This window comes from Streptomyces rubiginosohelvolus (assembly GCF_014649875.1).
Classification (GTDB): domain Bacteria; phylum Actinomycetota; class Actinomycetes; order Streptomycetales; family Streptomycetaceae; genus Streptomyces; species Streptomyces rubiginosohelvolus.
Map to the genome: position 1 here is coordinate 197,031 of NZ_BMTW01000010.1, position 24,879 is coordinate 221,909.

Here is a 24,879-nt window from a genome sequence, read left to right on the forward strand (position 1 = left end):
TCAGGCGAACGTGTCGCACCGCTCCATGTCGCCCGTGCGGAACCCGGTGGAGAACCACTGCTGCCGCTGCGCGGCCGAACCGTGCGTCCACGACTCCGGGGTGACCCGGCCCTGGTACCGCTCCTGGATCCGGTCGTCGCCGACCGCGGCCGCCGCGTCCAGGCCGTCCCGGATGTCCGCCCGGGTCAGCTCGGTGATCAGCGGCCGGCCCGTCGACTCGTCCGGTGTCGTCGTGGCGTGGTGCGCCCAGACCCCGGCGTAGCAGTCGGCCTGCAGCTCCACCCTTACCGCGTTGCTGTTCTCGCCCTGCCGCCCGTCCTGCGACCGGCCCAGCGTGCCCATCAGGTTCTGCACATGGTGGCCGTACTCGTGCGCCACCACGTAGGCCTGCGCGAACGGGCCGCCGCTGGAGCCGAACTTCGTCCGCAGGTCCTCGAAGAAACCGAGGTCCAGATAGACCTTCCGGTCGCCGGGGCAGTAGAACGGCCCGACCGCCGAGGTGGCAGCTCCGCAGGCGGTGCCCACCTGCTGGCTGAACAGGACCGTGCGGGCCCCCGCGTACATGGCGTCCCGCCGCTGGAACTCCAGCCGCCAGAAGTCCTGCACGCTGTTGACCACCGCCACCGTCCGGCAGTCCTCCCGGCTGTTCGCGTCCTGCCCCTTCAGACAGCTCTCCTGCACCTGCCCGGCCGACGAGGCGGTCGCCGCCGGGTCGGCGCCGTCGGAGGAGAGCCCCAGCTGATCGGGGCCCACGCCGAAGAGCAGGCCCAGGATCAGGGCGATCACCCCGGCGATTCCCCCGCCCACGGTGGCCCGCCCGCCCGGGATCCGGCTGCCGCGGACGTCTTGGACCTCGGAGGTGTCCAGATCGGCGTCGTCGTCGAACTGCACGCTCGCACCACCCTCGGGATCGGGCGGGCGACGGCGTGCCGCCCTGGGGCGAGTATCGGACGGTTCGTCCCACCGGGCACGCGGAAAAGCAGTTGCGCACCGCCAGTAGAATGGCCCTATGGCCTACCTCCTTGTGCATTAGCGGCGTCGAGAGACCTCCGCCCTCGTCCCTCCGCCGTCCTGACTGCCCTGGAGTTTTTCCCGTGATCACCGCTTCCGGCATCGAGCTGCGCGCCGGCGCCCGCATCCTCATCGAATCCGCTTCCTTCCGTATCGCCAAGGGCGACCGCATCGGCCTCGTCGGCCGCAACGGAGCGGGCAAGACCACTCTCACCAAGTGCCTCGCGGGCGAAGGCACCCCCGCCGGCGGCACCATCACCCGGTCCGGCGAGGTGGGCTACCTCCCGCAGGACCCGCGCACCGGCGACCTCGACATCCTCGCCCGGGACCGCATCCTCTCCGCCCGCGGTCTCGACACGATCCTGCGCAAGATGCGGGAGAACGAGGACCGGATGGCGAACGGGCAGGGCGCCACCCGCGAGAAGGCGATGAAGAAGTACGAGCGCCTGGAGACGGAGTTCCTCACCAAGGGCGGGTACGCCGCCGAGGCCGAGGCCGCCACCATCGCCGCCGCGCTCAGCCTGCCCGACCGGGTGCTCGGCCAGCCCCTGCACACCCTCTCCGGCGGCCAGCGCCGCCGTGTCGAGCTGGCCCGGATCCTCTTCTCGGACGCCGACACCCTGCTCCTGGACGAGCCGACCAACCACCTCGACGCCGACTCCATCGTCTGGCTGCGTGACTACCTCAAGACCTACCGCGGCGGCTTCGTCGTGATCTCCCACGATGTCGAGCTGGTCGAGACGGTCGTCAACAAGGTGTTCTACCTCGACGCCAACCGCTCCCAGATCGACGTCTACAACATGGGCTGGAAGCTCTACCAGCAGCAGCGCGAGGCCGACGAGAAGCGCCGCAAGCGCGAGCGCCAGAACGCCGAGAAGAAGGCCGCGACCCTCAACGCGCAGGCCGACAAGATGCGCGCCAAGGCCACCAAGACCGTCGCCGCCCAGAACATGGCCAAGCGTGCCGACCGGCTGCTCTCGGGCCTGGAGGCCGTGCGCGTCTCCGACAAGGTCGCCAAGCTGCGCTTCCCCGACCCCTCGCCCTGTGGCAAGACCCCGCTGATGGCGGAGGGCCTGTCCAAGTCGTACGGCTCGCTGGAGATCTTCACCGACGTCGACCTCGCCATCGACAAGGGCTCCCGCGTCGTCATCCTCGGCCTCAACGGCGCCGGCAAGACCACGCTGCTGCGCCTGCTCGGCGGCGCGGAGAAGCCCGACACCGGCGAGGTCATCGAGGGCCACGGCCTCAAGCTCGGCTACTACGCCCAGGAGCACGAGACCCTCGACCCGGAGCGCACGGTCCTGGAGAACATGCGCTCGGCCGCCCCCGACCTCGACCTCGTCGAGGTCCGCAAGACCCTCGGCTCCTTCCTCTTCTCCGGCGACGACGTGGACAAGCCCGCGGGCGTCCTCTCCGGCGGCGAGAAGACCCGGCTCGCGCTCGCGACCCTGGTCGTCTCCTCCGCCAACGTGCTCCTGCTCGACGAGCCGACGAACAACCTCGACCCCGCCAGCCGCGAGGAGATCCTCGGCGCGCTGCGCACCTACAAGGGCGCCGTCGTCCTCGTCACCCACGACGAGGGCGCCGTCGAGGCGCTCCAGCCGGAGCGGATCATCCTGCTCCCGGACGGTGTCGAGGACCTCTGGGGAGCGGACTACCGCGACCTCGTCGCCCTCGCCTGATCCACCGGGGCGACTGCCCGATTCACCGGGGATAGATCATTCGGCCTACGCGTGATCCGTCATCTGCGTGAGAGCGTCTCGTACTCCGGTGGTGCGCCCGGCGCTCACCCGTCGCACGCCCCTTTTCCGGGTGCTCCTCCCCGCACGGCCCTGACCTGCCGGTTCTCCGGTCGGTGAGGGCCGTGCGCCCTCGTGCGCCCGCGGGAATCAGGGATTCCGCTCGTGTCGACGCGCCTCTCGTCAGGGAAACCGCTCGCACCGACCTTGCCGAATGGGTGGCCAGGAAGCGCGGGAGGGGTGATCATGAGAAGTCCAGAGCGCACTTCCCATGAGGAGGCACGGGTGGCCGAGACTCTGAAGAAGGGCAGCCGGGTTACCGGCGCCGCGCGTGACAAGCTCGCGGCAGACCTGAAGAAGAAGTACGACTCCGGTGCGAGCATCAGGGCGCTGGCCGAGGAAACCGGCCGCTCCTACGGGTTCGTCCACCGGATGCTCAGCGAGTCCGGAGTGACGCTGCGGGGACGCGGCGGCGCGACACGGGGCAAGAAGGCCGCTTCGGCCTGAGGCCTCAGAATTTCGGCGTCGTCGGCGTCATTCGGGACCGACGGATTTCGGGGTGGCCACCCGGCTGACCGCAAGGTCGCCCGGGTGGTTACTGTTCAGTCACTTACTACCGAGTGCTGACTGCACCCCATCCGGAGGCGCCCCATGACCTCGCTCGACACTGTGCTCGACAAGGACGGCGTACGGCTCACCGTCGACGATGCCGTCGCCACGGTGACGCTCACCAACCCGGCCAAGCGCAACGCTCAGTCTCCCGCTCTGTGGCGGGCGTTGACCGAGGCCGGACGGGCGCTGCCCGGCACGGTGCGGGTCGTGGTGCTCCGCGGCGAGGGCAAGTCCTTCTCCGCCGGCCTCGACCGGCAGGCCTTCACCCCCGAAGGCTTCGACGGCGAGCCGTCGTTCCTCGACATGGCGCGCGGCCCGGAGGCCGAGCTCGACGCGACCATCGCCGAGTACCAGGAGGCGTTCACCTGGTGGCGCCGCAACGACCTCGTGTCGATCGCCACGGTCCAGGGCCACGCCATCGGCGCCGGCTTCCAGCTCGCCCTCGCCTGCGATCTGCGGATCGTCGCCGAGGACGTGCAGTTCGCCATGCGCGAGACCAGCCTCGGTCTCGTCCCCGACCTCACGGGCACCCACCCCCTGGTGAACCTCGTGGGGTACGCCCGCGCGCTCGAAATCTGCGCCACGGGCCGCTTCGTCCACGCGGAGGAGGCCGAGCGCACCGGCCTCGCCAACCTCGTGGTCCCCGCCGACCAGCTCGACGCGGCGGCCCGCGACCTCGCCGGGGCCCTGCTGGCGGCACCCCGCGACGCCGTCGTCGAGACGAAGGCCCTCCTCGCCGGCGCGCTCTCCCGCGACTACGAGCAGCAGCGCGTCGCCGAGCGCGCCGCCCAGGGCCGCCGGCTCCGCGACCTGGCGGGCATCACCGACTGACACCTGGCACCCCACGAAGGCCCGCGAACGGCGGCTGTCATACGCCGCTGTCCCGGCCGGGCTCCGCCCCCGGAGCCCGGCCCGCCCCCACCACGTCCGTGACCAGCACCGACACCGGCAGCCGTTCCTCCGTGGCCGCCGCCACCGCCGTACGCACCGACCGGGCGACATCCAGCGCCCGGTGGTCCCCGGCCGTCGCCACCTCGACCCGTACGTGGTCCCGCGCGGTATGCACCGGGCTGCCCAGGACCCGGGTCAGCGAGACGACGCCCGGCACCCCGGCGGCCGCCTTCGCCGCCGGATCCTCCGGCTCCGCGCCCCGGGCCGGCGGCGCGGCCGGGGTCACGGTCACCTGATCGGACGCACCGTCCTCCAGCAATGCCGTCACCGTCAGGTCCACCTCGGCGATCTCCAGGCCCAGCCGGGCCGCGGCGGCCGTCAGGAGCGCCGCGCGCAGGGCCGCGGCGGTGTCCGGCAGCGGCCGGTCCGGGGCCGCCGCGAACTCCGCCTCGATCCGCAGCGGCCCCGGTGGCAGCGCGCTCGGCGGAGCCGGGGGCGCCCCCGGGCCTCCCGGGTCCGCAGAGGCCCCCGCACCAGCGGGGCCGCCCCCGGCGCCCGCGCCCGCCACCGGGTCACCCTCCACCGTGCCCTCCACGGGAACCGCTTCCTCCGCCAGGCCGATCCGCAGCTGCCCGAGCACCGCCCCCGGGTGGGCCGCCGCCCCGCGCAGCACCGACGCGGCAGCCGTCTCCGCGATCCACACGCCGTCCGCCGGACCGCCCAGCGGCAGCAGCCGGCCCAGGCCCAGCCGTTCCCGTACCCCAGCGGTCCATTCGTCGGCCCTCCGCGGGCCCCGCGCCGTTGTCATCCCCCCAGCCTGCCGTATCCACGGCGCGGGATGGGGAAAGCGCACTTAACGTGGGCACGGAAGTCCAACCCTGTCCCGAAGGGAAGAGCGGCGATGACTGAGAGTTCACAGCGCAACAACCCCACCGGCGGTGCGGGCGACAAGTCCCTCGGCAAGCGCGGCGGCGGTGACCCCGGGACCCGGGGCCGCACCACCATCGCCGACGGCGTCGTCGAGAAGATCGCCGGAATGGCGGCACGCGATGTCGTCGGCGTCCACGCCATGGGCAGCGGCCTGTCGCGGACGTTCGGCGCGGTCCGCGACCGGGTCCCCGGCGGCGGCAAGTCCGTCACCCGCGGCGTGAAGGCGGAGGTTGGCGAGTCCCAGGCGGCCCTCGACCTGGAGATCGTCGTCGACTACGGCGTGTCCATCGCCGACGTGGCCCGCGACGTCCGCGAGAACGTCATCTCCGCGGTGGAGCGCATGACCGGTCTTGAAGTCGTCGAGGTCAACATCGCGGTCAGCGACGTCAAGCTGCCCGACGAGGACGACGACGAGGACGAGAGCGAACAGCGAGTTCAGTAGCCCTTCCGCACCTCCGTCGCACGGCAGTTGAGGAGAGAGACACGATGAGCATGGCTGTCGCCGGTCTGCTGGCCGGCATGGCGCTCGGATTCGCCGGCTATTTCGGCGGTTTCGGAGCCTTCGTACTGGTGGCCGCGCTGGGCGCGATCGGCTTCATCGCCGGCCGCTTCCTGGACGGTGACCTGGAGCCCGGCGACTTCTTCCGGAGTCGCGATCGCGGCGACCGGCGACGGTGACGGCGGTGACCGGCCGGGTCGCCGCCGCCGAACGGGGCGAGACCCGGATCGCCGACCGTGTCGTCGCCAAGATCGCCGCCCAGGCGGCGAAGGAAGCGGTCGAGGAACTGCCCGCCGACGGGGCGTCGCCGCGTGCCACGGTGACCGTGCACCGCGACGCCGCCCGGGTCCGGGTCAGCCTGGAGCTCGGCTACCCCAGCGACATCGGCCGCCAGTGCGGTGCCGTACGCCGCCGGGTCGCCCAGCGGGTCAAGGCGCTGGCAGGGATGGAGGTGCCCGAAGTGGCCGTCCAGGTCGAACGGCTGCACCCCGCCGGAGCGAACGCCGCACACGGGAGGATCCGATGACCGACCCCGGCGAACCGACCGGCTCCACCCGACGGATGCCCACCGTGGAACCGGGCGGCGACGACGCGCGCACCCCCGCCCCGGACGCGCCGGCCGACGCCCGCGAACCGGTCCCCACCCTGGAGCGGGGCGACGGAAGGGCCGGCCGCTTCTGGTCCGCCCGCCGGGTCCCGGCCGCCCTGCTGGCCCTCGTGCTCCTCGGCGCGGCCGGACTGCTCCTCTACGACATCGCCGCCGTACGGGCCGATCACCCGGCCATGCAGTGGCGGCGCTCCCTCGCCGACGGCCTGGCCGAACAGCGCCTGGATGACACCCCCGTGCTCATCGGAGCCGGGGTGGCCGCGGCGATCGGCCTCTGGCTGATCCTGCTGGCCCTCACCCCCGGGCTGCGTGACCTGCTGCCGATGCGCCGCGACCGCGCCGACATCCGGGCCGGACTCGACCGCACCGCCGCGGCCCTCGTGCTGCGGGACCGGGCCGTCGAGGTGTCCGGCGTGCAGTCCGTACGGGTCAGGATGGGACGGCGGAAGGCGAAGGTGCGGGCCCTCTCGCACTTCCGGGAACTCGACGACGTGCGGACCGACCTGGACTCCGCGATGGAGAAGGCCGTCCGGGAACTGGGCCTGGCCAGGCCGCCGGCCCTCTCCGTCCAGGTGCACCGACCGGCGAAGAAGGGATGAGCCGTATGCGCTCCACCGTCAACCGGGTCCTGCTGGCCCTGGCCGGACTGGTGCTCGTCGCCGTCGGCGGAGCCGTGCTCGCCACCGGCCTCGGCGCGTCCGTACCGTCCTGGTCGCCCTGGGACGGCAAGAGCGACGTCCTGCTCAGCGTGGCCGACCGGCACCGCTGGCGCGACGAGGGCTGGTGGTGGCCGGTCGTGATCGCCGTCCTGGCCGTCCTCGTGGTCCTCGCCCTGTGGTGGTTCTTCGCCCAGTTCCGCCGCGGCCGGCTCACCGAGGTCCTGGTGGACAGCGGCGACGGCGAAGGGGCCCAGCTGCGGGGCCGGGCCCTGGAGGGTGTGCTCGTCCAGGAGGCGGGCGAGCTGGACGGAGTGGCCCGCGCCCAGGCGATGCTGACCGGCCGCCGCACCGAGCCCCGGTCCCGGCTCCGGCTGCTGATGGAGCCGCACGCCGCGCCGCTCGGGACGCTGAAGGCGGTCGCCGACGGGGCGCTGGCGCACGCACGCGATTCGGCCGGTCTGGACGAGCTCCCCGCCGAGGTGCGCCTCAAGGCCGTCAAGCACCGCGCGGAACGGGTGTCCTGACGGCCCAGCGGCGTACTGGGGCCTGCGGGCTCAGAAGCCGTGCCGGTAGCCGCCGTCGACCGGGACCATGATGCCCGTGAGGTACGAGGCGGCGGGGGAGAGCAGGAAGGCCGCGGTCTTCCCGAACTCCTCCGGCGTCCCGTAGCGTCGCAGCGGGATCCGCGCCTCGTTCGCGGTGCGGGCGGCCTCCGCGTCGCCGGACAGCGCGTCCAGCTCGCGGACCCGGTCGGTGTCGATCCGGGCGGGCAGCACGCCCACGACCCGGATGCCGCGCGGGCCCAACTCGTCGGCGAGCGACTTGGCGAAACCGGCGAGACCGGGACGCAGTCCGTTGGAGATGGTCAGCCCCGCGATCGGCTCGTGGACCGACCCGGAGAGCACGAAGCCGATCGCGCCGCCCTCGCCGAGCGCGGCCGCCGCCGTCCGGGCCAGCCGTACCGCTCCCAGGAACACCGTCTCGAACGCCGTCTGCCACTGGTCGTCCGTGTTGTCCGCGAGGAAGCCGGGGGCGGGTCCGCCGACGCTGACGAGGATGCCGTCGAGCCGCCCGAAACGTTCCCTCGCGGTGTCCACGAGGCGTTGGGCGGCGCTCGGGTCGGCGTTGTCGGCGGCGAGCCCCAGTACGTCCCCGCCCAGCTCGGCGGCGGCCTCCTCGACGGACTTCTCGTCCCGGCCGGTGATGATCACCTTCGCTCCGTCGGCGGCCAGCGCCCGGGCCGTGGCGTTGCCGAGGCCCCGGGTCGCTCCGGTGACGATGTAGACGCGGTCCTTCAATCCAAGATCCATGGCCCTATCCTGCCGGGTCGTCCCCGGCGAGGTCGACAGCGGAGTTCACCAGTCCGATATGACTGAAGGCCTGCGGGAAGTTGCCGAGCTGCCGCCCCGCCGCCACGTCGTACTCCTCCGCCAGCAGCCCCATGTCGTTGCGCAGCTCCAGCAGATGCTCGAACAGCTCGCGCGCCTCGTCCGGCCTGCCGATCCGCTGCAACGCGTCGACCAGCCAGAACGAGCAGGCGAGGAACGCCCCTTCGTCGCCCGGCAGTCCGTCCACCGAGGCGCCCTCGGTGCTGTAGCGGCGGACCAGCCCGTCGCTGCCCAGCTCGGCGCGGACCGCGTCGACCGTGCCGATCACCCGGGGGTCGTCCGGCGGCAGGAACCCGGTCCGCACGATGAGCAGCGTCGAGGCGTCCAGCTCCCGTGAACCGTAGGACTGGGTGAAGGTGTTCCGCTCGGGGTCGTACCCCTTCTCGCAGACCTCGGCGTGCACGGCGTCCCGCATCGCCCGCCACCGGTCGGCGTCGCCGGGCAGCTCCGGGTTCTCCTCCAGCGAGCGCACCGCCCGGTCGGCGGCGACCCACGCCATCACCTTGGAGTGCACGAAGTGCCGCCGCGCGCCCCGGATCTCCCACAGCCCTTCGTCCGGCTCACGCCAGCTCGACTCCAGGAAGCCGAGCAGGCTGAGCTGGAGGTTCCAGGCGTGCGGTTTGTCGTCGAGCCCGGCGACGCGGGCGAGGCGGAGCGCGTCGATGACCTCGCCGTACACATCGAGCTGACGCTGACGCACGGCCGCGTTCCCGATCCGCACCGGACGGGAGTGCTCGTATCCGGAGAGCCACGGCAGCTCCATCTCGGGGAGCCGGCGCTCACCCGCCAGCCCGTACATGATCTGGAGGTCGGCCGGGTCCCCGGCGACGGCCCGCAGCAGCCAGTCCCGCCAGGCCTCCGCCTCGTCCAGATAGCCGGCCGAGACCATCGCCCCGAGGCTCAGCGTGGCGTCCCGCAGCCAGCAGAAGCGGTAGTCCCAGTTCCGCACGCCGCCGATCTCCTCCGGCAACGAGGTGGTCGGGGCCGCCACGATGCCGCCGGTCGGGGCGTACGTCAGCGCCTTCAGCGTGATCAGCGAACGCAGCACCGCGTCGCGGTAGGGCCCCTCGTACGTGCACCGCTCGGTCCACTTCGCCCAGTCGTGCAGCGTGTGTTTCAGCGCCTTGTGCGGGTCGATCAGCTTCGGGCGCGGCGAGTGCGAGGGGTGCCAGGTCAGCACGAACGCCACGCTCTCGCCCTCGGCGACGGTGAACGAGGAGCAGGTGCTGAACTGCTGGCCCCACGTCTTGACCGCCGGTTCGCTGCGCAGCCACACGGAGTCGGGCCCCGCGACGGCGACCCGGTGGCCGTGGGACTTGCGCACCCAGGGCACCACGGACCCGAAGTCGAAGCGCAGCCGCAGCACCGAGCTCATGTCGACGGTGCCGCTGACGCCCTCGACGATCCGCATCAGGTCCGGCGCCTTGTCGCGCTGCGGCATGAAGTCGATGACCTTCACCGTGCCGGTCCGCGTCTCCCAGTACGTCTCCAGGACCAGGGAGTCCTTCACATAGGCGCGCCGGGCGCAGGCGTCCGAGGGGCCCGCTCCCTTGGGCGCGATGCGCCAGTGGCCGTTCTCCTCGGTGCCGAGCAGGGCGGCGAAGCAGGCGCCGGAGTCGAAGCGGGGCAGGCAGAGCCAGTCGACGGAACCGTTCCTGCCGACGAGCGCGGCGGTCTGGAGATCGCCGATCAGGGCGTAGTCCTCGATGCGTGGGGTCACGCCAGGCGTTTTCCCGAACCGGGCCGTTGTCAACCAGCCCGTGTGACCCGACGGGTGTGTGCCGTGGGTCTCAGGCGCTCGCCGGTTCGGGCTGCTCGGGGGCGTCGGCCGTCGCGTTCCCGGCCGCGGCCTCCTCGCGGTCGCGCTTCTCCCGGCGTACGAGAATGATCCAGCCGACCGGGACGGCGGCGACGAACAGCCACCACTGGACGGCGTAGGCCATGTGCGGGCCGATCGATCCGTCGTCGGGGCGGGCGATCTGCTCGGGCAGATCACCCGACGGCGTGGGCTCGGTCTGCTCGATGTATCCGCCGAGGACCTTCCGGGACAGCAGCTGGGACTGCTGCTCGCTGTTGATCAGCATCACCTGCCGGTCCGGCAGCCCCGCCAGGTCCTTGATGCCGCTGCTGCCGGTCGTCTCGTCCGCCTTCAGACGGCCGGTGACGGTCACTTCGCCCCGGGGCGCGGGCGGCACGTCGGGGAACGCGGTCTGGTTCGGCGCGGCCGGGACCCAGCCCCGGTTGACCAGCACCGTGCCGCCGTCCTTGAGGTCCAGCGGGGTCAGGACGTGGACGCCGATGCGATCGTCGTCCGAGGTCCGGCGGCGGACGACCACCTCGTGCCCGGTGTCGAACGTGCCCGTCGCGGTGACCGTCCGCCAGTAGTCCGAGCGGGGGACGGTGTGCCCGGGGGAGGTGAGGTCGGTGACCGGGACCGGCTGCGCTTCGAGGTTCCGCGAGATCAGCGCGTTCTGCTCGACCCGGTGCTCGTGCTTGTGGAACTGCCAGAAACCCAGCTCGATCATCGTCGGGATCAGCGCGAGGCCGAGCAGGGTGAGGATCACCCACTGCCGGGTCAACAGGAAGCGGTACACCCCATGACCGTACAACCGGGGTCATGGGGTGCGGCACTCAGGGGTGCTGCCGGGCAAGCCCGGCAATGAGGTGATCCGTCACACTTTGTCCACGATGCCCGCCTTCCCTTCGGCGCGGGCGCAGTGGGCGCCGCAGTACCAGTGCCCGTCGGCCTCGACGCCCTGCCCGATCACCTGGACCCGGCAGTGCTCGCAGATCGGCGCCATGCGGTGGATGGCGCAGGAGAAGCAGTCGAAGACGTGCACCGCACCTTGTGCGTGCACCTCGAAGGACATGCCGTAGTCGTTTCCGCAAACCTCACAACGTGCCATGCGCCACAGGGTGGGACGCCCGGCGCCCCCGGGCGAGCGGCTGCCGGGCGAGTCGTGCCCGGTTCACTCCGATGACGGGGTCGCCTCCGGTGGCGGCGGGGACGCCTGCTGCGGCAGGACGGCCCCGTCGGCGGGGGCCACATCGCGCAGCAGATGGGTGAAGGCGCTCTCCTCCAGGATCGGCGTGCCGAAGGACTTGGCCTTCTGCGTCTTGGAGGTGGCCGCGTCCGGATCGTTGGTCACCAGCAGACTGGTCAGCCGCGACACGCTGGTCGCCACATGGAGCCCGGCCTCGATCGCCCGGTCCTCCAGCAACTCCCGGTCGATCGAGGTGTCCCCGGAGAAGGCCACCCGCATCCCCTGCTGGAGCGGCTTCTCCTTCTCGTACCGCCCCGGATTGGGATACGGGCAGGCCGGCCGCTTCCGCGAGGGCCGCCAGCCGTTCGGCTGCCGCGAGGTCTGATACCCGACGCGCGGGGTGACGGGGGAGTCGGACCACTCGGTCAGCGGCCGGCACTCCAGCAACGGCAGCCGCACCCCGCCCCGGGCCGCCGCGTGCAGACTCGGCCGGAACGCCTCGGCCAGCACCCGGGCGTCGTCCAGGGCGTGGTGGGCCTGCTGCTGGACGACCCCGAAGTGCGCGGCGAGGGAGGCCAGCTTGTGGTTGGGCAGCGGCAGCCGCAGCTCCTTGGCGAGCGCGATCGTGCACAGCCGGTGCTCGACCGGGGCGACCACGGATGCCCGGGCGTACTCCCGGGCGATCATCGACCAGTCGAACGCCGCGTTGTGCGCGACGAGCACCCGGTCCGCGAGCCGCGCGGACAACTCCTCGGCCACCTCGGGAAAGAGCGGAGCCCCATCGAGCACATCGCTCGTCAGCCCATGGATCCAGACCGGCCCGGGGTCGCGCTCCGGGTTGACCAGCGTGTACCAGTGGTCCTCGACGTTGCCCAGGGCGTCCAGCCGGTAGACGGCGGCGGAGACTATCCGGTCGTCGCGGGCGAGGCCGGTGGTCTCCACGTCGACGACCGCGTACCCCTGGGGGTAGGCGGTCGGCCACGGTGCGGCTGTCTGGCGGTCGTCGAGCATGGTCACAGAGAATACGGGCCGCGACTGACAGTGCCCCATTCGGCCGGGTGGGCCAGGTCTGGAGTGGCATCGCGGAACTTGCAACTCCGTTTCCCGCCCGCCGCCTTCGGGTCAGCCGAGCGCGGCCACCAGGTCGCCCGCGGCCAGCCGGTCGAGACCGCAGCCGTCCACCGGACCGGGCAGCAACCGGTAGACCGTGCCGCTCACCTTCTCCGGGGCCGCGTCCCCGTTCACCACCGCGAGCAGCACCCGCTTCCCGGCCGCCGCCCGCTCCACCGCGGCGACCCCGTCCCCGTCGCCGGACCCCGTACCGTGCGGCTCCTCCGCGTCCGGGGAGCGGAGCGTGCGTATCCGGCCGGCGAAGGCGGCCGTGTCCTCCCCGGCCCCGCGCCGGTAGCGCACCAGTCCGTGCCTGCGGGAGACCGCCACCTCGTCGGTCCGGGCCGCCGCGTGCCACACCGCCAGGTCCCACAGCGTCGTACGCCCCGCGGAGAAGTACTGGTACAGGTCCCGGCCCGCCCGGCCCAGCTCGTCGATGTGCCGGCTCACGCTGTGGTGGCCCGCCGACGGCGGCAGATGCAGATCGGTCCAGAGGAAGGTGCGCCGCTCCACGTCCACCACCATCGGCACATGGACCCGGGAGTGGCCGATCAGGTCATAACGCTGGCGGACGGTCCGCGGGTCGAAGTGCGCGACGCGCCCGGCCACCGACGGCAGCGCCATGAACCCGGCGAACGCGTCGGGCAGCAGCTCGAAGGGCATGTTGTTGTAGCTGAACACCACCGGCATCGCGAACCGCACCCCGGCCCGGGTGAGCCCGTCCAGGTCCAGGTCGGCGTACTCGCTGGCGCCCCTCGGCGCGGGCGCGGAGGTCAGGTCGCCGGAGTGCACGGCCACCCGGTTCCGGTACACCAGGTTCGTGTAGTCGCAGAGCCCGAGGTACGTCCAGTCGGCGTCGAAGAAGGCCACCGACAGGTCGAGATCGACGGTCTCGGCGGGCGGCTGCATCCAGTGCAGGAACATCCGCAGCACCTCGCCCCCGGGCAACGGCTGCGTACTGCCCCGGGGAACCGCGACCAGCGCCTTGGCCGCCGCGCTCTCGGCGGAGGGCACGGCGAGCGCGGCCAGCCCCTCGTCGAGCACCGCCAGATCGAAGCGGGACGCGGTGGAGAGTCGTCGCAGCACCTCGCGCTCCAGCAGCGCGCAGACCCGTTCCACGGTCGGGGCGGGCAGCGGGGGACGGGTGTCATCCAGGGTGTACGAGTGCGTCACCTGGCCCCGGGGGAAGAAGACCCGCCGCCCGCCGGGAACGTCACGGATCCTCAGCCGCCCCAGCGCCGCCAGCAGCGGGCCCGGCCCCGCACCGGCGAGCCCGTGCTCCAGCACGCCGGCCAGGGCGTCCGGCAGCGTCCCGTCCCCCTCCAGCCGCAGCACCTGGTCGAGCCGGCGCAGCAGGGTGCCCGGGCGCTGGGCGAGGAGGGCGATCACGGTGCCGCTCTCGCGCGCCGCGAACGCCTGCTCGACCCGCCCGGTCCAGGTGTTGGCTTTGAACAGCGCCCCGTCCGCCCGTACGGCGAGCGGGTTCTCGGCCGCCGTACGGACCAGGGTCGCCGCGAGCGGTTCCGACACCGTGGACACATGCGTCGCCCGCAGCACGGCGAAGGCCAGGGCGGCCCGGGGGTGGCGGGCGTGCTGCTCGTTCGGGTGCAGCGTCTCGGCGGCCCGCTTCCACCGCTCGGGGTGCCGCAGGACGTCCTCGACCAGGGCGGAGGGGTCCAGTCCGTCGAGTACGCCGAGGAGTTCGCGCCGCAGCCCGCGCGGCAGGGACCGGTGCCGGGGGGTGTCCAGCAGGTCGGCCCCGCCGCCCGACCACACGGCGAGCAGCCGCAGCACATCGGTGGCGGTGGTCAGCCGGGCGGGCAGGACCGCCCGCACGGCGTCCCGGGTCCGCCGGTCCCGCAGCAGCGTGCCCAGGACCAGCGCCTTCGTCTCCCGTACGGGAATCTCCACCGGCAGCCATCCGAGCCCCGCCGGAGTGTGGGCCAGCAGCGTCACGACGTCGTCCCGGTCCTGCGGAGGCAACGGGGTGCGCCGTGCGAGCAGCCGTCCCAGCGCCGTGACCGCGTCCGCCGCCGCGTCGGTGCCGAGGGCCAGCGGCTGCACCGGCCCGGCCGCCGTGTCCACCCGTCGGCGCGGCGGCGCGGGCCTCAGGAACGGGTCGTCGTCGGCGGTGCGGCGGTGGCAGACCGGACAGCCGGAGTAGTCGGCGCCGTCCCAGCACTCCCGGCACACGAGGTGGGCGCAGGGGGCGACCGGGTGCACGCTGCCGACCGTGGAACAGAGCACGCACGGCTGGTGCGGCCACTGGAGCAGCAGGGTGAACACCCGGTCCACGTACAGCTGGAGCGTGTCGTCCGGCACCGAGGCCGGGAAGCTGCGGAAGAGCGGCATGTGCGTACGGTCCGCGCCGAGCTCGGCGTCGATGTGCCCCACCAGCCGCTTCCCCGCGTCGGCCAGTCCGGCGGGCCCGAGCCACGCGAGGGCCGCGTGCAGAGCCGGTGTGAGGGCGAACCCGCGGTCCAGGAGTTCGGCCTCCAGGGCCACCAGCCCGGTCGTGGTCGGCGGATCACCGGGCCGGTGCCCTGCCTCCCCGACGTACACCGTCCGAAGACGGCGGAGCAGCACGGACGACAGCGACGGCGACACGGACAAACAGGCCCCCGGGGCGGGTGAGGAGAAGGAGAGAGGCAGCGGGGGCGGAGAGTGGGTGCGCTACGAGTGTCGTAGAGGTGGAGAAGGAAGCACACCGCGGAGCCGCCCCCGCGCAAGAAGGAGCTTAGGGAGGCGTGTTGAAGGGCGCCACGTATTTATCAGGCCGACCGACGGGCGGAGGTCCATTGGCAGAAGGTGCCAAAGTCTGCTGACAGCAGGTCTCGCATACTTGTGGGTAACAACCTCTAGCCCTCACCGACCGACGGCCCTACGGTGCTCGCATGGAGCCGAACCTGCCCGATGTCGTGCTGTGGTCAATACCGGCCTTCGTGCTGCTCACCGTGATCGAGATGGTCAGCTACCGCCTCCATCCGGACGAGGACGCGGCCGGGTACGAGACCAGGGACGCCGCCACCAGCGTCACCATGGGGCTCGGCAGCCTGGGCTTCGACCTGCTGTGGAAGATCCCCATCCTGGCGATCTACATGGGGGTCTACGAGCTGACGCCGCTGCGGGTGCCCGTGGTGTGGTGGACCGTCCTGCTGATGCTCCTCGCCCAGGACTTCTTCTACTACTGGTCCCACCGCGGCCACCACGTGATCCGGATCCTGTGGGCCTGCCATGTGGTCCACCACTCCAGCGAGAAGTTCAACCTCACCACCGCGCTGCGCCAGCCCTGGACCTCCGCGACCGTCTGGCCCTTCTACCTGCCGCTGATCGCCTGCGGCGTTCACCCGGCGGCGCTCGCGTTCTGCCAGTCGGCCAACCTCGTCTACCAGTTCTGGGTGCACACCGAGCGGGTCGGCAAGCTCCCGCGCCCCTTCGAGTACGTCCTCAACACCCCCTCCCACCACCGCGTCCACCACGCCTCGCAGGGCGGCTACCTGGACCGCAACTACGGCGGCATCCTGATCATCTGGGACCGGATGTTCGGGTCCTTCGCGGCGGAGGCCGAGCGGCCCGTCTACGGGCTCACCAAGAACATCTCCACCTACAACCCGCTGCGCGTCGCCACCCACGAGTACGCCGCCATCGCCCGGGACGTCCGGGCCGCCGACACCTGGAGCGAGCGGGCCGGCCGGGTCTTCCGAGGGCCGGGCTGGCAGCCGGCGGCGAAGGCGGGGGCGCCTGCGCACGGTTCGGCACCCGTACAGGCCGCAGCGGTATCCGTACCGGACCAGGCCCCCGCCCCGGAACGCGCCCTGTGACCGCCACCGCCGCCCGCCCCGGCTCCACCGGGGCCGACGGGCGGGCCGAGCGCTTCGCCCGCCCCGTGCTCCTCGCCTTCCTCCTCGTCGCCGCGGCCGACCTCGCCGGGCTCCTCGCCGGGGCCGAGACCGTCCATCTGGTCGCCAAGCCGCTGCTGATGCCGCTGCTCGCCGGGTACGCTGCGCTGCGCGGCGCCCCCCGGCTGCTTGTCGCGGCCCTGCTGTTCGGGTGGGGCGGCGACGTCTTCCTGCTCGCCGACAACGACCTGGCCTTCCTCGTCGGCATGGGGTCGTTCGCCGTCGGCCATGTCTGCTACCTGACGCTGTTCGGGCGGGGGGAGGGGCGAGGCCGGGCTCCCGCACCGCTGGTCACCGGGGCCGGTTACGCCGTCCTCCTCGTCGTCTTCCTCGTGCTGATCTGGCCGGACCTCCCGGCGGATCTGCGGATCCCGCTCACCGGCTACAGCCTGCTGCTCACCGCCATGGCCTGGCGGGCGGGCGTGTTCGGACCGTACGCGGCGGCCGGCGGCGCGCTCTTCCTGCTCTCGGACGCCCTCATCGCCACCGGTATCGCGGAGTGGCCGCAGGCGCCCGCCCCCGACTTCTGGGTGATGCTCACCTACATCGCCGCACAGGCCCTGCTGACCCTCGGGGTGCTGACGAAGCGCAAGACGAAGCACAAGCCGGGGGCGTGAGCCCAGGGAAGGCCCGAGGGCCCGGGGAGAACGGTCTCCCCGGGCCCTCGGCCGTGCCGCGACGTGCCGTTACCAGCGCACCGCGTCCAGCGCGTCCACCACTCCGGCCCCGTAGAAGCCGTTGTAGCTCTTGCCGCCCTCGCAGACCGCGTCGATGACGCCGTCACCGTTGATGTCGTACGGCTCGCCGCACGCCTTCGCGTCCGCCTCCACCGTCAGCAGCGCCTTGACCGCGGCCGGCGAAGCGTAGGGGTGCTTCGACTTGATCAGCGCCACGACGCCCGCGACATGCGGGGACGCCATCGACGTACCGGCCTTGTAGCCGAACTTGCCGCCCGGCAGCGTGGAGAGGATCAGGCCGTTGACGGCGGGCGGCTCGGGGGTCTGGTAGACCGTCGAGTCACCGCCCGGGGCCGCCACGTCGATGATGCCCTTGCCGTAGTTCGAGTACGAGGACTTCAGGCCCTTCGCACCCGTCGCGGAGACCGTCACGACGCCCGGCAGCATGGTCGGGATGTCCGGGCAGGCGCTCGGGTCGATCGTCCGCGTGACCGGCTCGGTGTCGTTCGGGCTGGTCGTGTCCTCGATCGCGTCGAGGGCCAGGTCGTGGCGGGAGTTGCCCGCCGCCGCGACGTTGACCGTGCCCTTGCGCTCCGCGTACTTCACGGCGCGGGTGAGCGCGTCGACCAGGGCGCCCTGGTCGGGGTCGTTCTTGCAGTTGAACAGCCACGGGTCGGTGTAATAGCTGTTGTTGGTCACCTCGACACCGCGCTCGGCGGCCCAGAGGAACCCGCAGACGACGGCCTCGGTGTAGAAGAACCCGTCCGGGTTCGACACCTTGATGCCCGACACCTTCACGCCCGGGGCGACACCGGTGACACCGGCGCCGTTCTTCGCGGCGGCGATGGTGCCCGCCACATGCGTGCCGTGGTCGCTCTCGCCCGCCGCCGGACGCCAGGAGCCGGCGGTGGTGTCCGGAGCGCCCGACACACAGTTCGCCGAGGCGCGCTCGTCGAAGTTCGGGGCCAGGTCCGGGTGGGTGTCGTCGACGCCCGTGTCGATGACGGCGACCGTCACCTTCTTCGAGCCCAGCGACTTCTGGTGCGCCTTGTCCGCCTTGATCGCGGGCAGCGACCACTGGAGCGGCTCCAGCGGGTCCTCGCCGGCCTTCGCGTCCGCGGCGGCGGCCGCCGCCTGCTCGGCGGTGAGCGGCTCCGCTATCGAGCCGACGTCCTTCGTCGCCTGCGGCACGATCGGGTTCGTGCGGGTGGCGCCCGCCGACTCCACGCCCCGTGCGCGGCGGATCGTTTCGCCGAAGGCCGGGTTCTGCGAGTGGACGACGATGACGCCGATCTGCTCATAGGCGATGACGACGGTGCCGCCGGCCTTGGCGATCGCCTTCTTGACGTCCTTCACCGTGCCGTGGCCGCCCCGGACGTTGACCACGTAGGACAGCTTCGGCCCGTCGGTCCGCACGCTCGCGGCGGCCTGCTCGCCGGTGGGCGCCGCCGTGGCCGTCGCCGTCGGCAGGAAGCCGATCGAGGCGGTCAGCGCGAGTCCGACGGGCACCGCGAGTGCGCGGGTCCGTCTCGATGCCAGATGAGCCATGGGTTCTCCACATCATCCGTGCCGAACGACCGGACACCTGGCGTGTTCGGTCGCGTACATGACGAGTGAAGCTATCGCTGATCATCCCGGCGCATCAACGTTTACGGGCAAGTGAGTTCGAAGAGTGACCGATGCGGCCGAATGTGAACGGGTGACGCCCCGCCAACCGGCCGAACGGCGACCCCTCCGGGAAGGCGAACGAGAAGGCGAAAGACGCGGTGAACCGCTTCGTCGTGCCCTCCGTGCCGTTGTCCAGGAGGTACATCACCGTCCCCCGCCGGCAAAGAGGCCTCCCTTTGGCACCCAACGTCCCCCAGATCACCGCACCCGCGTCGCGAGGAGATTCCGTGGCTACCGATGCACCGCCCCCCGAGGGCACATCGCCCACCGGGCCCGTACAGCCCACCACCGAGGCGTTCGTCGCGGAGCAGTCGAGCCCGGAGTTCGCCGACCTGCGCCGCTCCTACCGCTCCTTCGCCTTCCCCCTGACCATCGCCTTTGTGACCTGGTACCTGCTCTACGTCCTGCTCTGCAACTACGCGGGCGGATTCATGGCCACCAAGGTCGTCGGCAACATCAACATGGCGCTCGTCCTCGGACTCGCCCAGTTCGCCACCACCTTCCTCATCGCCTGGCTCTACTCCCGGCACGCCGCGAGCAAGCTCGACCCCAAGGCCGAGGCCATCAAGTCCCGTATGGAGGCCGACGTATGAGCGCCGCCCACGCCCTCTATCCCACCGTCCAGCTCGCCGCCACCGAGGGGGCGAGCGAGCACCGGCCGCTGATCATCACGCTGTTCGCCGCGTTCGTCGTCGCCACCCTCTTCATCACCGTGTGGGCGGGCCGCCAGACCAAGAGCGCCTCCGACTTCTACGCGGGCGGCCGCCAGTTCACCGGATTCCAGAACGGACTCGCGGTCTCCGGCGACTACATGTCCGCCGCGTCCTTCCTCGGCATCGCCGGAGCCATCGCCCTCTTCGGGTACGACGGCTTCCTGTACTCCATCGGCTTCCTCGTCGCCTGGCTCGTCGCCCTGCTCCTGGTCGCCGAACCGCTGCGCAACTCCGGCCGCTACACGATGGGCGACGTCCTCGCCTACCGGATGCGCCAGCGCCCCGTCCGTACCGCCGCCGGTACGTCCACGATCGTCGTCTCGATCTTCTACCTGCTGGCCCAGATGGCCGGAGCCGGCGTCCTCGTCTCGCTGCTGCTCGGCATCACCAGCGACTTCGGGAAGATCGTCATCGTCGCCCTGGTCGGCATCCTCATGATCCTCTACGTCACCATCGGCGGCATGAAGGGCACCACCTGGGTGCAGATGGTCAAGGCCGTCCTGCTCATCGCGGGCACCCTGCTCATCACCTTCCTGATCCTGCTGAAGTTCAACTTCAACATCTCCGACCTGCTCGGCACCGCCGCCAGCAACAGCGGCAAGGGCGCGGCCTTCCTGGAGCCCGGCCTGAAGTACGGCGCCACCGGGGTCTCGAAGCTGGACTTCATCTCGCTCGGCATCGCCCTGGTCCTCGGCACCGCCGGCCTGCCGCACATCCTGATCCGCTTCTACACCGTGCCGACCGCGAAGGCCGCCCGTAAGTCCGTGAACTGGGCGATCGGCATCATCGGCGCCTTCTACCTGATGACGATCGTGCTCGGCTTCGGCGCCGCCGCGATCCTCAAGCAGGACGACATCATCGCCTCCAACAAGGCCGGCAACACCGCGGCGCCACTCGCCGCACTGGAGATCGGCGGCGGCTCCGGGTCCACGGGCGGAGCCATCCTCCTCGCGGTCATCTCCGCGGTCGCCTTCGCCACCATCCTGGCCGTCGTCGCCGGACTGACCCTCGCCTCCTCCTCGTCCTTCGCGCACGACATCTACGCCAACGTCATCCGCAAGGGGCAGGCCACCGAGAAGGAGGAGGTCCGCGCGGCGCGCTGGGCCACCGTCGCGATCGGCATCGTCTCCATCGCGCTCGGTGCACTCGCCCGCGACCTGAACGTCGCCGGACTCGTCGCCCTGGCCTTCGCGGTCGCGGCCTCCGCCAACCTGCCGACGATCCTCTACAGCCTCTTCTGGAAGCGCTTCACCACGCAGGGGGCCCTCTGGTCCATCTACGGAGGTCTCGCCTCCTCCGTCCTGCTGGTGCTGTTCTCGCCGGTCGTCTCCTCCAAGCCGACCTCGATGTTCCCGGACGTCGACTTCGCCTGGTTCCCGCTGGAGAACCCCGGCCTGATCTCGATCCCGCTGGGCTTCCTGCTCGGCTGGATCGGCTCGCTGATCTCCAAGGAGAAGGCCGACACGGACAAGTACGCCGAGCTGGAGGTCAAGTCCCTCACCGGCGTCGGAGCCCACTGAGCACACCGGAGCGGGCGGGCCCGTTCGGCCCATCGCCCACCCCCTGCGGCCGGGCCGCGTCGTAGAGTCCTACGACGCGGCCCGGCCGCACCTCGTGGCAAACGGGCCACGCCGTTGTCACATGTCTCACGTAGGCTCGGAAGTACCAGAAGCGAAGAAGAGCGATCGCACCACCGGGGGAGGGACCCACCGTGCTCATCGACACCTACGACCGGGTCGCCACCGACCTGCGCGTGTCACTCACCGACAAGTGCAATCTCCGCTGCACCTACTGCATGCCGGAAGAGGGCCTTCAGTGGCTCGGCAAGAGCGAGCTGCTCTCCGACGACGAGATCGTCCGCCTGATCCGGATCGCCGTCACCCGGCTCGGCATCACCGAGGTCCGCTTCACCGGCGGCGAGCCTCTGCTGCGCCCCGGCCTCGTCTCCATCGTCGAGCAGTGCGCCGCGCTCACCCCGCGCCCCCGCATGTCCCTCACGACCAACGGCATCGGACTCAAGCGGACCGCCACCGCCCTCAAGGCCGCCGGTCTCGACCGGGTCAACGTCTCGCTGGACACCCTGCGGCCCGACGTCTTCAAGACCCTCACCCGCCGTGACCGCCACAGGGACGTGCTGGACGGCCTGGAGGCCGCCCACGAGGCCGGGCTCACCCCGGTGAAGGTCAACTCCGTCCTGATGCCGGGACTCAACGACGACGAGGCCCCCGAGTTGCTCGCCTGGGCCGTGGCCCACGACTACGAGCTCCGCTTCATCGAGCAGATGCCGCTCGACGCCCAGCACGGCTGGAAGCGCGACGGCATGATCACCGCCGGGGACATCCTCACCTCGCTGCGCACCCGCTTCACCCTGACGCCCGAGAGCGACGCGTCCCGCGGCTCCGCCCCCGCCGAGCGCTGGACCGTCGACGGCGGCCCGCACCGCGTCGGGGTGATCGCCTCCGTCACCCGCCCGTTCTGCCGCGCCTGCGACCGTACGCGGCTCACCGCCGACGGCCAGGTCCGCACCTGCCTCTTCGCCCGTGAGGAGACGGACCTGCGCGGGGCGCTGCGCGGGGACGCGCCGGACGAGGAGATCGCCCAGCTCTGGCGGACGGCGATGTGGGGCAAGAAGGCGGGCTCCGGACTGGACGACCCGTCCTTCCTGCAGCCCGACCGCCCGATGTCGGCGATCGGCGGCTGACGCCGGGGCGTTCCGGGGGGCCGACGCTCAGGCGTCCCGCGAGCCCTCGGGTCCGGGGTCCCAGTCCTTCAGCGCCACGACATCCTTGAGGAAACCCCGTACACCGAGGAACGAGGACAGGTGCTCCCGGTGCTCGTCGCAGGCCAGCCAGGTCTTGCGCCGCTCGGGCGTGTGCAGCTTCGGGTTGTTCCAGGCGAGCACCCACACGGCGGCGGCCCGGCAGCCCTTGGCGGAACAGAGCGGGGCACCGGAGGGGCTCTCGGCGGACGTCTCGGGGAAAATCACGGGTCCCAGCCTAGGACAGGTGCTCGCGAGCCAAGTCAGGTGGATCGCAAGCCTTCTGAGGCATCCCCTGCGGACGCATCCCCTGCCGGAGAAAAGGCGACGCCGGGCAGCCACGGGGGGAGCTGCCCGGCGTCGGTCCATCGCTCCGACGGGGGATGCGGAGCGCTTTCGAAGTATGTCACGGGGACCGGGGTGCGGTGCACCGGAACGTCATGATTGATCTGAGCTTTTCCTGAGCTTCGCGCGACCTGCGGGGTCAGCCGGGCTCATGCGACGGCGGAACCCGGCCGGACGCCCCCTGAGCGTCCCCCGGCTCCGCCGAACCGGTCACGGGAGCGGCCTCCAGAGCCGGGCGCATCGGCATCGGCACGAACGTCGTCGGCAGCGAAGTCACGTTCTCCCGGCCCGCGTTGGCGATGACCACCGCCACGTACGGCAGCAGGACGCCGAGCACGAGCGCCACGATCGCCACATGCCGCTCCACGTTCCACAGCACCGCGGCGAGCACCACGGACACCGTGCGCACCGACATCGAGATCACATAGCGCCGCTGCCGGCCGCGGACGTCTTCCGTCAGCCCCTGACGGGCGCCCGTGATCCGGATGACCTCCGAATCCGCGTTCTTCCGCAGCATGCTCCACCACCAGATGTCGTCGCCGGACGCTCACGGACCGGGCCGCATCCACGGTACGCCCGTCATCCGCCGGGCGGGCGACCGGGCCCGGCCCGACAGGTGGGACCCGGGGTCCCCCGGACGGCCCAACCGGGCATGCGGGCGCCCGGACGGCGGGCCGAGACTGGGCGGACGCGCACTCCGCGCCGTACGAGGAGGCGAAATGAGCTGGTTGTGGGCAATCATCGTGGGATTGGTGCTCGGTGTCATCGCCAGAGCGATCCTGCCGGGTAAGCAGGACATCCCGCTCTGGCTGACGGCCGTGTTCGGCATCCTCGGCAGCATCCTCGGCAACGCCGTGGCGGGCTGGATCGGTGTGGAGGACACCAAGGGCATCGACTGGATCCGCCATGTGCTCCAGCTGGCGGGCGCCGTGGCGGTCGTCGCCGTCGGCGACATGGCCTGGCAGAAGATCCGGGGCGGCCGCAGTCAGAGAACCTGACCGGTCACCGCTCCACCGCTCCATCGAACGCCGCGGCCGGACACGCGAGGAAAGCGTGTCCGGCCGCGGCGTCGTACTGAGCAGGTCAGCCCGCCGGGCTGACCTCCACGGCCGCCAGGTTCTTCTTGCCGCGGCGCAGCACCAGCCAGCGCCCGTGCAGCAGCTCACCGGCGTCCGGCGCGACCTCGCCGTCGACGACCTTCACGTTGTTCACGTAGGCGCCGCCCTCCTTGACCGTACGGCGGGCCCCCGACTTGCTCGGCGCGAGACCGACCTCCACCAGCAGGTCCACCAGCGGACCCAGCTCGGCGACCGTGGCGTGCGGCACCTCGGAGAGAGCGGCGCCGAGCGTCGCCTCGTCCAGCTCGGCCAGGTCGCCCTGGCCGAAGAGCGCCTTCGACGCCGCGATGACCGCCGCGCACTGCTCGCCGCCGTGCACCAGCGTGGTCAGCTCCTCGGCCAGCGCACGCTGCGCGTTGCGGGCCTGCGGCCGCTCCTCGGTCAGCTTCTCCAGCTCCTCCAACTCCTCACGGCTCTTGAAGCTGAGGATGCGCAGGTAGCGGGAGACGTCCCGGTCGTCCACGTTCAGCCAGAACTGGTAGAACGCGTACGGCGTGGTCATCTCCGGGTCGAGCCAGACGGCGCCGCTCTCGGACTTGCCGAACTTCGTCCCGTCGGCCTTCGTCATCAGCGGCGTCGCCAGCGCGTGCACGACCGCCCCCGGCTCCAGCCGGTGGATCAGGTCGATGCCCGCGGTGAGGTTGCCCCACTGGTCGCTGCCGCCCTGCTGAAGGGTGCAGCCGTGCCGGCGGTACAGCTCCAGGAAGTCCATGCCCTGGAGCAACTGGTAGCTGAACTCGGTGTAGCTGATGCCCTCCTGCGACTCCAGCCGCCGGGCGACGGAGTCCTTGGTGAGCATCTTGTTGACCCGGAAGTGCTTGCCGATGTCCCGCAGGAACTCGATCGCGGACATGCCCGCGGTCCAGTCCAGGTTGTTGACCATCGTCGCCGCGTTCGGGCCCTCGAAGGTGAGGAAGGGCTCGATCTGGCCCCGCAGCCGCTGCACCCACGCGGCGATGGTCTCCGGGTCGTTCAGCGTGCGCTCGGCGGTGGGCCGCGGGTCACCGATCTGCCCCGTGGCCCCGCCGACCAGCGCCAGCGGCTTCAGCCCGGCCTGCTGGAGCCGCCGCATGGTGAGCACCTGCACCAGGTGCCCGACGTGCAGGCTGGCCGCGGTCGGGTCGAAGCCGCAATAGAAGGTGACGGGACCGTCCGCGAGAGCCTTGCGCAATGCGTCCTCGTCAGTGGACTGGGCGAACAGCCCGCGCCACTTCAGCTCGTCGACGATGTCCGTCACGGTTCCGGTGCTCCTTATGCCTGGTAGAGATGTA

The 24,879-nt window shown here is 71.6% G+C and carries 26 protein-coding genes; 14 read left to right on the forward strand and 12 right to left on the reverse strand.

The window, feature by feature from the left end; genetic code table 11:
* On the reverse strand, positions 1-891 hold the full coding sequence (ypfJ, locus tag IE134_RS22710) for a KPN_02809 family neutral zinc metallopeptidase (RefSeq protein ID WP_030713490.1): 891 nt from the start codon (positions 889-891) through the stop codon (positions 1-3).
* A 203-nt stretch (positions 892-1,094) separates the two neighbouring features.
* On the opposite strand from ypfJ, the gene IE134_RS22715 reads away from it, so the two are divergent.
* The 3 genes from IE134_RS22715 to IE134_RS22725 all read left to right on the forward strand — a co-directional run bounded on the left by IE134_RS22715 (position 1,095) and on the right by IE134_RS22725 (position 4,193).
* Positions 1,095-2,693, forward strand: coding sequence for an ABC-F family ATP-binding cassette domain-containing protein (locus tag IE134_RS22715; protein ID WP_030713493.1), 1,599 nt, complete (start codon positions 1,095-1,097; stop codon positions 2,691-2,693).
* 342 nt (positions 2,694-3,035) lie between these two features.
* A complete protein-coding gene (locus IE134_RS22720; RefSeq protein WP_006123601.1) occupies positions 3,036-3,257 on the forward strand; it encodes a helix-turn-helix domain-containing protein in 222 nt (73 codons plus the stop codon).
* Positions 3,258-3,401: 144 nt separating this feature from the next.
* On the forward strand, positions 3,402-4,193 hold the full coding sequence (locus tag IE134_RS22725; RefSeq protein WP_030713497.1) for an enoyl-CoA hydratase/isomerase family protein: 792 nt from the start codon (positions 3,402-3,404) through the stop codon (positions 4,191-4,193).
* Positions 4,194-4,230: 37 nt separating this feature from the next.
* On the opposite strand, the gene IE134_RS22730 is transcribed toward IE134_RS22725, so the two are convergent.
* Positions 4,231-5,061 (reverse strand): hypothetical protein, encoded by an 831-nt coding sequence (locus IE134_RS22730; RefSeq protein ID WP_189431534.1) that lies wholly within the window; start codon positions 5,059-5,061, stop codon positions 4,231-4,233.
* 93 nt (positions 5,062-5,154) lie between these two features.
* On the opposite strand from IE134_RS22730, the gene IE134_RS22735 reads away from it, so the two are divergent.
* Genes IE134_RS22735 through amaP form a run of 5 tightly spaced genes read left to right on the forward strand, consistent with a single transcriptional unit; the run spans position 5,155 to position 7,472 of the window.
* The gene (locus IE134_RS22735; protein WP_189431536.1) at positions 5,155-5,625 is read left to right on the forward strand and encodes an Asp23/Gls24 family envelope stress response protein; all 471 of its coding nucleotides are present in this window, start codon (positions 5,155-5,157) and stop codon (positions 5,623-5,625) included.
* 44 nt (positions 5,626-5,669) lie between these two features.
* Positions 5,670-5,861, forward strand: coding sequence for a hypothetical protein (locus IE134_RS22740; protein ID WP_030713507.1), 192 nt, complete (start codon positions 5,670-5,672; stop codon positions 5,859-5,861).
* Positions 5,858-6,208: an Asp23/Gls24 family envelope stress response protein gene (locus tag IE134_RS22745; RefSeq protein ID WP_030713510.1), complete on the forward strand. Its 351-nt coding sequence runs from the start codon at positions 5,858-5,860 to the stop codon at positions 6,206-6,208. Before IE134_RS22740 ends, IE134_RS22745 begins: the two co-directional genes overlap by 4 nt.
* Positions 6,205-6,888, forward strand: a complete 684-nt coding sequence (locus IE134_RS22750; protein WP_030713514.1) for a DUF6286 domain-containing protein — start codon at positions 6,205-6,207, stop codon at positions 6,886-6,888. Before IE134_RS22745 ends, IE134_RS22750 begins: the two co-directional genes overlap by 4 nt.
* Positions 6,889-6,893: 5 nt before the next feature.
* Complete coding sequence (amaP, locus tag IE134_RS22755) at positions 6,894-7,472, forward strand: alkaline shock response membrane anchor protein AmaP (RefSeq protein WP_030713517.1); 579 nt, start codon at positions 6,894-6,896, stop codon at positions 7,470-7,472.
* Between the two features lie 30 nt (positions 7,473-7,502).
* On the opposite strand, the gene IE134_RS22760 is transcribed toward amaP, so the two are convergent.
* The 6 genes from IE134_RS22760 to IE134_RS22785 all read right to left on the reverse strand — a co-directional run bounded on the left by IE134_RS22760 (position 7,503) and on the right by IE134_RS22785 (position 15,037).
* Positions 7,503-8,258, reverse strand: a complete 756-nt coding sequence (locus tag IE134_RS22760) for an SDR family oxidoreductase (RefSeq protein WP_030713521.1) — start codon at positions 8,256-8,258, stop codon at positions 7,503-7,505.
* A 4-nt stretch (positions 8,259-8,262) separates the two neighbouring features.
* Entirely contained in the window at positions 8,263-10,056 is a 1,794-nt protein-coding gene (locus IE134_RS22765; protein ID WP_030713524.1) for a glycoside hydrolase family 15 protein, read from the reverse strand.
* Between the two features lie 70 nt (positions 10,057-10,126).
* Positions 10,127-10,930 (reverse strand): SURF1 family cytochrome oxidase biogenesis protein, encoded by an 804-nt coding sequence (locus tag IE134_RS22770; RefSeq protein WP_030713527.1) that lies wholly within the window; start codon positions 10,928-10,930, stop codon positions 10,127-10,129.
* Between the two features lie 78 nt (positions 10,931-11,008).
* A complete protein-coding gene (locus tag IE134_RS22775; protein ID WP_006123591.1) occupies positions 11,009-11,242 on the reverse strand; it encodes a metallothionein in 234 nt (77 codons plus the stop codon).
* A 63-nt stretch (positions 11,243-11,305) separates the two neighbouring features.
* Positions 11,306-12,337 (reverse strand): DEDDh family exonuclease, encoded by a 1,032-nt coding sequence (locus IE134_RS22780; RefSeq protein WP_030713530.1) that lies wholly within the window; start codon positions 12,335-12,337, stop codon positions 11,306-11,308.
* Positions 12,338-12,442: 105 nt separating this feature from the next.
* A complete protein-coding gene (locus IE134_RS22785) occupies positions 12,443-15,037 on the reverse strand; it encodes an MXAN_6230/SCO0854 family RING domain-containing protein (protein ID WP_189431558.1) in 2,595 nt (864 codons plus the stop codon).
* 287 nt (positions 15,038-15,324) lie between these two features.
* On the opposite strand from IE134_RS22785, the gene IE134_RS22790 reads away from it, so the two are divergent.
* Both IE134_RS22790 and IE134_RS22795 read left to right on the forward strand, forming a co-directional pair.
* Complete coding sequence (locus tag IE134_RS22790) at positions 15,325-16,251, forward strand: sterol desaturase family protein (RefSeq protein ID WP_030713535.1); 927 nt, start codon at positions 15,325-15,327, stop codon at positions 16,249-16,251.
* Positions 16,248-16,946 carry a lysoplasmalogenase gene (locus tag IE134_RS22795; RefSeq protein WP_030713539.1) on the forward strand — a complete coding sequence of 233 codons (699 nt, stop codon included), beginning with the start codon at positions 16,248-16,250 and terminating at the stop codon, positions 16,944-16,946. The genes IE134_RS22790 and IE134_RS22795 overlap by 4 nt, the downstream gene beginning before the upstream one ends.
* 69 nt (positions 16,947-17,015) lie before the next feature.
* Here the strand turns inward: IE134_RS22795 and IE134_RS22800 are convergent, their stop codons facing one another.
* Entirely contained in the window at positions 17,016-18,554 is a 1,539-nt protein-coding gene (locus IE134_RS22800) for a S8 family peptidase (RefSeq protein ID WP_030813902.1), read from the reverse strand.
* Between the two features lie 347 nt (positions 18,555-18,901).
* Here IE134_RS22800 and IE134_RS22805 point away from each other — a divergent pair, with 347 nt between their 5' ends.
* The 3 genes from IE134_RS22805 to moaA all read left to right on the forward strand — a co-directional run bounded on the left by IE134_RS22805 (position 18,902) and on the right by moaA (position 22,088).
* Positions 18,902-19,267, forward strand: coding sequence for a DUF485 domain-containing protein (locus tag IE134_RS22805; RefSeq protein ID WP_030713545.1), 366 nt, complete (start codon positions 18,902-18,904; stop codon positions 19,265-19,267).
* Positions 19,264-20,907: a monocarboxylic acid transporter gene (locus tag IE134_RS22810; RefSeq protein ID WP_030713548.1), complete on the forward strand. Its 1,644-nt coding sequence runs from the start codon at positions 19,264-19,266 to the stop codon at positions 20,905-20,907. The genes IE134_RS22805 and IE134_RS22810 overlap by 4 nt, the downstream gene beginning before the upstream one ends.
* A 191-nt stretch (positions 20,908-21,098) precedes the next feature.
* On the forward strand, positions 21,099-22,088 hold the full coding sequence (gene moaA / locus IE134_RS22815) for a GTP 3',8-cyclase MoaA (protein WP_030713550.1): 990 nt from the start codon (positions 21,099-21,101) through the stop codon (positions 22,086-22,088).
* Between the two features lie 27 nt (positions 22,089-22,115).
* On the opposite strand, the gene IE134_RS22820 is transcribed toward moaA, so the two are convergent.
* Both IE134_RS22820 and IE134_RS22825 read right to left on the reverse strand, forming a co-directional pair.
* Positions 22,116-22,373 (reverse strand): hypothetical protein, encoded by a 258-nt coding sequence (locus tag IE134_RS22820; protein ID WP_030713552.1) that lies wholly within the window; start codon positions 22,371-22,373, stop codon positions 22,116-22,118.
* Between the two features lie 256 nt (positions 22,374-22,629).
* A complete protein-coding gene (locus IE134_RS22825) occupies positions 22,630-23,007 on the reverse strand; it encodes a DUF3099 domain-containing protein (RefSeq protein ID WP_098020036.1) in 378 nt (125 codons plus the stop codon).
* Positions 23,008-23,209: 202 nt separating this feature from the next.
* Here IE134_RS22825 and IE134_RS22830 point away from each other — a divergent pair, with 202 nt between their 5' ends.
* A complete protein-coding gene (locus IE134_RS22830; RefSeq protein ID WP_006123578.1) occupies positions 23,210-23,488 on the forward strand; it encodes a GlsB/YeaQ/YmgE family stress response membrane protein in 279 nt (92 codons plus the stop codon).
* Between the two features lie 85 nt (positions 23,489-23,573).
* Here the strand turns inward: IE134_RS22830 and tyrS are convergent, their stop codons facing one another.
* Positions 23,574-24,845: a tyrosine--tRNA ligase gene (gene tyrS, locus IE134_RS22835; protein ID WP_030713556.1), complete on the reverse strand. Its 1,272-nt coding sequence runs from the start codon at positions 24,843-24,845 to the stop codon at positions 23,574-23,576.
* Positions 24,846-24,879: the final 34 nt, after the last annotated feature.

Bases quoted from the DNA above. Each gene is read 5' to 3' on its own strand.
- IE134_RS22800 (WP_030813902.1), bottom strand. From the start codon at position 18,554: ATGGCTCATCTGGCATCGAGACGGACCCGCGCACTCGCGGTGCCCGTC.
- IE134_RS22790 (WP_030713535.1), top strand. From the start codon at position 15,325: ATGGAGCCGAACCTGCCCGATGTCGTGCTGTGGTCAATACCGGCCTTC.
- IE134_RS22810 (WP_030713548.1), top strand. From the start codon at position 19,264: ATGAGCGCCGCCCACGCCCTCTATCCCACCGTCCAGCTCGCCGCCACC.
- IE134_RS22830 (WP_006123578.1), top strand. From the start codon at position 23,210: ATGAGCTGGTTGTGGGCAATCATCGTGGGATTGGTGCTCGGTGTCATC.
- IE134_RS22730 (WP_189431534.1), bottom strand. From the start codon at position 5,061: ATGACAACGGCGCGGGGCCCGCGGAGGGCCGACGAATGGACCGCTGGG.
- IE134_RS22740 (WP_030713507.1), top strand. From the start codon at position 5,670: ATGAGCATGGCTGTCGCCGGTCTGCTGGCCGGCATGGCGCTCGGATTC.
- IE134_RS22825 (WP_098020036.1), bottom strand. From the start codon at position 23,007: ATGCTGCGGAAGAACGCGGATTCGGAGGTCATCCGGATCACGGGCGCC.
- amaP (WP_030713517.1), top strand. From the start codon at position 6,894: ATGCGCTCCACCGTCAACCGGGTCCTGCTGGCCCTGGCCGGACTGGTG.
- IE134_RS22760 (WP_030713521.1), bottom strand. From the start codon at position 8,258: ATGGATCTTGGATTGAAGGACCGCGTCTACATCGTCACCGGAGCGACC.
- IE134_RS22735 (WP_189431536.1), top strand. From the start codon at position 5,155: ATGACTGAGAGTTCACAGCGCAACAACCCCACCGGCGGTGCGGGCGAC.
- IE134_RS22775 (WP_006123591.1), bottom strand. From the start codon at position 11,242: ATGGCACGTTGTGAGGTTTGCGGAAACGACTACGGCATGTCCTTCGAG.
- IE134_RS22750 (WP_030713514.1), top strand. From the start codon at position 6,205: ATGACCGACCCCGGCGAACCGACCGGCTCCACCCGACGGATGCCCACC.
- IE134_RS22725 (WP_030713497.1), top strand. From the start codon at position 3,402: ATGACCTCGCTCGACACTGTGCTCGACAAGGACGGCGTACGGCTCACC.